Origin of the sequence: Nostoc sp. FACHB-888, assembly GCF_014696655.1 — a bacterium.
Classification (GTDB): domain Bacteria; phylum Cyanobacteriota; class Cyanobacteriia; order Cyanobacteriales; family Nostocaceae; genus Nostoc.
The window spans coordinates 1-5,816 of record NZ_JACJQM010000234.1 but is presented as its reverse complement, the minus strand read 5'-3'; the positions used below and the strand labels follow the sequence as shown (position 1 = coordinate 5,816).

Genomic DNA, 5,816 nt, shown 5'->3' with positions numbered 1-5,816 from the left:
GTGATGTTTTTTCTGTCAGACGTTCCGCGATTACAACTATCGCTATAAATACCCCAGGCATCAATCTTTTTAGTTATCTCACCCCATTCAGATTAAGAAAACCAATCATTATAACACAAAATCAATTCTGCAAGAGGTCTAGTAAAGTTGCCAGAAATGAAGTATTAATAATTGCACGGAGTATACAAGATACACCAAATCTGTGGAAAAGACGAGTCCCTTGCCGAAGAATTTATTAATTGGATATAAATCTATTTTTCGGGCAGATGCCGTAGCATAATAGGAGCACAAATGCCTTAAAGCGATCGCTTCTCCATCCAGACTGTACATCAGGATTGTTTTGCGTTTTTGACTCCTAATAAGCAGATAATGAATGCTTGAGAGTTCTCGCTGTGGAGGAACAGCGTTGAGAAACTTATCAGATGATAAAGGCACAATCTTAGTAGTAGATGATGAAGCCAGCATCCGCCGGATTTTACAGACGCGTCTAGAAATGATTGGCTACAGTGTAGTTACTGCAAGTGATGGTGAAGAAGCTTTGTCAGCTTTTCGTCTCTCGACTCCTGATTTGATAGTTCTAGATGTAATGATGCCAAAGCTGGATGGCTACGGTGTATGTAAACAATTACGCTCATATTCAGATGTGCCAATCATTATGCTTACAGCCTTGGGAGATGTAGCAGATCGGATCACTGGGCTGGAATTAGGGGCTGATGACTATATGGCGAAACCTTTCTCTCCCAAGGAATTAGAGTCAAGAATTCGCTCGTTGCTGCGACGAAGAAACGATAGAACAACTACTACTGCTATTTCTAATTTGGGAGTAATGGTTGTAGACAACCTCAAAATTGATACCAATAAGCGACAAGTCTACAAAGCAGGTGAGCGGCTTCCATTAACGGGTGTAGAGTACAGCTTACTAGAGTTATTGATGAGGTATCCTGGCAAATCTTTTACCCGTGGAGAAATATTGCAGCAAGTGTGGGGTTATAACGCAGAACAACATGCAGATACTCGTGTGGTGGATGTGCATATCTCACGTTTACGCTTGAAGTTAGAAGATGACCCGGAAAATCCAGAATATATTTTGACACAAAGAGGAAGTGGTTATCTTTTTCAAGGAATTAGTAAACTAAAACATCAATCATGAAACCGCCAAATGTCACTTCTTTGAAGTTGATGAAGTTATCTGTATTAATTGTAGTGTCGTGATAGAGAGGCACAGTAAATTAGTACAATTTTTAGATACTCGAGTTTTCAGCAGGAAAAAGATTTGAGCCAAAGTCTACCTATAGCACCAAGCCGGAAACTGAAAATTACGATACTAACAGTAGGTTCAAGAGGAGACTTGCAACCATACTGTGCTTTGGCTATTGGGTTAAAACGTGCGGGGCATGAAGTAACGGTTGCAACGCATGAGAACTTTGAACCATTTGTGAGGAAGTTCGATTTAAAGTTTGCGGCGATCGCTGGCAATATGCAAGAGTTTTTGCAATCGAAACAAGGGCAGCGATTGATTGCGGGAGAAAAGTTGAAAAAAGAGGAAGGAGATAAGCTTTTACTTCAACAGTTGGAATCAGCTTGGAGTGCGTGTGTTGGAAGTGAGGTAATTATCTACACGCCGCTAGCCAATTGGGGATATCACATTGCAGAGAAATTAGGCGTACCTTGCTTTTTTGCATCAGTTCTACCGTTGACTCCCACAGGGATGTTTGGGTTTTTGAAATTTGCTCAAACAACTAAAAACCCGCTAAAGAAAGCGATCAATTATGGCAGCTACTTACTAGTAGAGTTCTTGCACTGGCAAAGATATCGTCAACTGCTCAATCACTTCAGAACAGAAACTTTGAAATTGCCGCCTTTACCATATTTGGGCAGACGCTTCAGACAGAAGACTCCGGCAAATGTATCACGAATCCCTGTATTGTATGGATTTAGTTCGCACGTCATCCCAAAACCTCGTGATTGGCCGCATTGGGCGTATGTGACTGGTTTCTGGTTTATTGAGCAAGCCTCCGAATATGAGCCACCTCTGGAACTAGAGGATTTTCTTGGACGAAAGCAATTACCTTTGTGTTTTGGGTTCGGCAGCATGACGATGCCCAATCCAGAATATCTCACACATTACATCGTAGAAGCCTTAAAGAAAACACATCAAGGCGGGATTATATTGTCAGGCTGGGGCGACGTTGGAAGAACAGTGAATATAAAAGATTCGCTACGAGTGTTTGTGATCAAGGAAGTTCCTCATGATTGGTTGTTTCCCCAAGTGCCAGCAGTAGTACATCACGGAGGAGCTAGTACAACGGCGGCAGTGTTACGTGCAGGGACACCATCAATTACTGTACCCTTCTTTGCAGACCAGCCAGTTTGGGGTGAAAAGCTAACTCGGTTGGGAGTCAGCCCGCAACCGATACCGTACCAAAAGGTATCAGAAGAAACTCTAGCAGCAGCAATTGAAATCGTGCTGCGTGATGAGGGAATGCGGTGTAAAGCCCAGGAGTTAGGCCAGAAGATTAGGGATGAAGATGGTGTGGCGAATGCTGTTGAAGCATTCCATCGGCATCTGGGTTTGATTGAGTAAGTTAATACAACAATTAAATAATACATCAATGCAACAAATAATCAGCTAACCAAAGTGATGGCACCTGTGCTTGTGGCTGCCAAAGAAATTGTAGATAATCTAATTTATCCCTGTAAATCTGATGAAGTCCAAAAATAGTATTGTGATAATTTTTAGTGACTGAACTTAGCAAAACCTCCCAATAATATTATCCAAATGACAACAGCTAACCAATGAATAATAGCGGGAAGCCAAATAGAGCCAGATATCAAGTAAGCGATTGTACAGATAGCACCTAACAAACATGCTAGTATTAAGAAAGTAGGCTCTAAAAAAACTTCGTGACCGCTAGGATTCCAAGTTAATCCTTGAAGTGGATGATATATAATAAAGACCGTCAAAGCAATGATTCCCCAGATAAATTGTGTCTTAATTGAAACTTTTTCATTAGGATGAGGTAAAAATATAACGCGGAAAAATAGTTCCTCACTTAATCCAGGGATGAAAAAAGAGAAAGCAATAATTTTAATAACTTCTTCCCAAGATTTTTGTAATATATGTATTTTGAGAAAGTTAGACTCAAATCCTATTATTAATAATAAACTTGTTAATCCTATTAAAGGTAATCCTAAATTTCGCAAGTTAGTAGTACTAGGCAAAGTAGATAGTGAATTGCGGAACCGTTTGATAATCAATTGGATCACTTTATATTCCTCGGTAGTTAATATTACTATTATTTTATTTAATCAGTATTAATCAAGATAATTACTAAAATACTTTTGATATATTAATAAAATAAAAATAAAAATAGTAGAAGATAAAAAGCTCTTCTCATATTACTTGATAAACTTAATATAAGGTATCTACATTAAAACAATGTATCTTAACTATTAATTTTTTCAATGCTAATTATTCCGAAAAATAGTTGTAGCTTAGTTTATCTTGATTACACAAATATAAGCTGCCAACCAATGAGGAAAATTGCTATGTCTGCAAAAATATGGCTAATATATCCAATCCAAATCGAACGATAATTTAAGTAGCACCATGACCATATAATACCTGCAATAAACACGCCGCAGGAGCATAATGCTGTTGCACGCCAGTCAAAGTAAGCTGCTAAACCAATAATATGGTGAATCGTAAAAAAAAGTGCAGACAGTATTACAGCTAAACGACTTGATACTAAAATTTCACACTGACAGTAAACAAACCAACGCCAGACAAATTCCTCAAGCAAAGAGTTAATAAATATCCAATATCCTGCACCTAGTAAATAAAGATTAAAGCTACTGAATCCAACTAGCCTTGCTCGTTCTAGAACATATTCAGTATCAATCCACCGCCAACCCAATAGCCAATAAACAGTTAAGATAACAAATAACATTATTAATCCTAATCCAACTCCAGCCAGCAAGTCGGGTCTTTTAGGATATTGAATTTTTATAGCACTTTTATCGACAAAATACAACCAAATAACTGGAAATAATAGAAGCCATACTTTTGATAGTAAAGCTACTAAGTATCCTTCTAATCTGGGTAGGAAGTACAATTGGGTTGCAACACCAATACTTGGAGCTGGCACGAGCAGCATCAGTGCTAGTAATGCCTTTTTGTCTAAGGTTATTTGGAGCATATTAAAACTTTAACCTATCAGAAAATTAGAAAAAACAGTATTTAAAACAGCCCAGAAATGAACGATAAAATCACTCTAAAAATTGAATTATGGCATTCAATATGTCCCTATGTTTATTAATTATTGGAATTTTACTGTAGGATTTGCAGAAAATAATATCCATGCAAATTACCTAATTATGCTAAATGAAGACTAACAATAAACATTCCACACCTGCTCAATGAACATGGCTATTTTGTACCAGAATTAATCAACATTACAGCTACCCCAATAATTACTCTTAGTATGAAGCTAGAGACTGCTGCGAAACATCCAGTAAATTTGGCAAGTAGTTTTTGGCTTTAGGCAAACTTAACTATCTTGTGATGTAAAGCAGTAGTGCAAAACAAATTGTGCCGCGCAATCTACTAATAATTATTATGGTAAACATGCATAAAAATATTTCCATTAAGGGATTAAAGCTAGGGATATAAATCTTTAAAGAGATTGTATTGCAACTATTTAAATAAGGTAATTGGTTAGGTTGACACTCTTGGAAGTGGATACTTCTTAAAAGGATATGTCTCTTAAAAATCAATCTGATTACCTACTTGCTTATGTGACACTTGCTGTTTTGGCACAAAGCTATTATATCTAAATTAGTCTTAACAATAACCAAGATTAATATTTAAGCATTCGCTCAATCAAGAATTAGTTTAATGAAATAAGGCATAGTGCCCAAGGTAGTGATTGTTTTTACCACCGTACCAGGAAAAATGTCGTGTGTGATGTCACACTTGGATGGTAAGTGTGAGCAATGACGCATTTACCCGAACAATCACCTCAGAACGAATAATTGGCAAGAATGCAGGGCAAAGAGAATTAGAAACTTGGTCTAAATAAAAGTTTGTAATAAGAGCTAAAGCCCTTATTACAGCATATCCTTACACCAGCCAATGTCCCAAATTAAGGTCGATAAAATTATCTGTATTAAAGGCAGGAGACTGAGATTTTTTACACATCAGTTCAATCTGGAAATTCCGTATCATCAGCCGCACAGGTAGCATATTCGGGGAACAAAAGATTATTACACGGCGGAGGCGGCGTTGAGAACTGGGTTAGAGTAGTTGCAGCATGAACGGTGATGAGTGCGTATATGCCCATCCTTTGGAGAAGGGTTAGCCACCGATTCTGCGAAAGAAAATACTTCTATCCACGACAACCCAGCCTCAGCAACGATTACGGTAACGGCTGTTGAAATTATAGAGTTAACCGACAAGGAGCAGCGCGATAAGCCTGACGGCATGGCTACGCTTGCCGCCTAGCCAAAGGATGAAGATGAAAGCCTACTATAAAGTTCGCAATTGGAACGCTTATAGATTCTATTCTGCGGACAGCAACTTGCTCATTTCACGGTTACAGTGACAAGAGCGATCGCATAGAAATATGGAACTGACCGTTGCTCCCGCATGAGTATAGGCTAGATAGCAACAAGAGATAAGCTAATGTTGTCCTTAAGAATGTCTATCTCGACTGGAGAAAGTACTTTATCTTTCATTTGTTGTAGCTCATGTAGGGCAGCGTTAGCATCGGTAGCACCAAATTTGAAGTACTCAGTTAAACTACCAATGCGATAAT

Annotated in this window: 5 protein-coding genes; 3 read left to right on the top strand and 2 right to left on the bottom strand. The window is 38.3% G+C overall.

Annotated elements, in window-relative coordinates:
• The first annotated feature begins 373 nt into the window (after positions 1–373).
• Together rpaB and H6G26_RS37655 are read left to right on the top strand one after the other, a co-directional pair.
• A complete protein-coding gene (gene rpaB, locus H6G26_RS37660) occupies positions 374–1,150 on the top strand; it encodes a response regulator transcription factor RpaB (protein ID WP_190736735.1) in 777 nt (258 codons plus the stop codon).
• Between the two features lie 123 nt (positions 1,151–1,273).
• Positions 1,274–2,584, top strand: a complete 1,311-nt coding sequence (locus H6G26_RS37655) for a glycosyltransferase (protein WP_190736733.1) — start codon at positions 1,274–1,276, stop codon at positions 2,582–2,584.
• Positions 2,585–2,736: 152 nt separating this feature from the next.
• Here the strand turns inward: H6G26_RS37655 and H6G26_RS37650 are convergent, their stop codons facing one another.
• Both H6G26_RS37650 and H6G26_RS37645 read right to left on the bottom strand, forming a co-directional pair.
• Positions 2,737–3,222, bottom strand: a complete 486-nt coding sequence (locus H6G26_RS37650; RefSeq protein WP_206757588.1) for a CPBP family glutamic-type intramembrane protease — start codon at positions 3,220–3,222, stop codon at positions 2,737–2,739.
• Positions 3,223–3,509: 287 nt separating this feature from the next.
• Complete coding sequence (locus H6G26_RS37645; protein WP_190736728.1) at positions 3,510–4,199, bottom strand: type II CAAX endopeptidase family protein; 690 nt, start codon at positions 4,197–4,199, stop codon at positions 3,510–3,512.
• Positions 4,200–5,326: 1,127 nt separating this feature from the next.
• Here H6G26_RS37645 and H6G26_RS37640 point away from each other — a divergent pair.
• The gene (locus H6G26_RS37640; protein WP_190736726.1) at positions 5,327–5,503 is read left to right on the top strand and encodes a hypothetical protein; all 177 of its coding nucleotides are present in this window, start codon (positions 5,327–5,329) and stop codon (positions 5,501–5,503) included.
• Positions 5,504–5,816 lie beyond the last annotated feature (313 nt).

Excerpts from the sequence above, each read along its gene's own strand:
- H6G26_RS37645 (WP_190736728.1), bottom strand. The coding sequence starts at position 4,199 with ATGCTCCAAATAACCTTAGACAAAAAGGCATTACTAGCACTGATGCTG.
- rpaB (WP_190736735.1), top strand. The coding sequence starts at position 374 with ATGCTTGAGAGTTCTCGCTGTGGAGGAACAGCGTTGAGAAACTTATCA.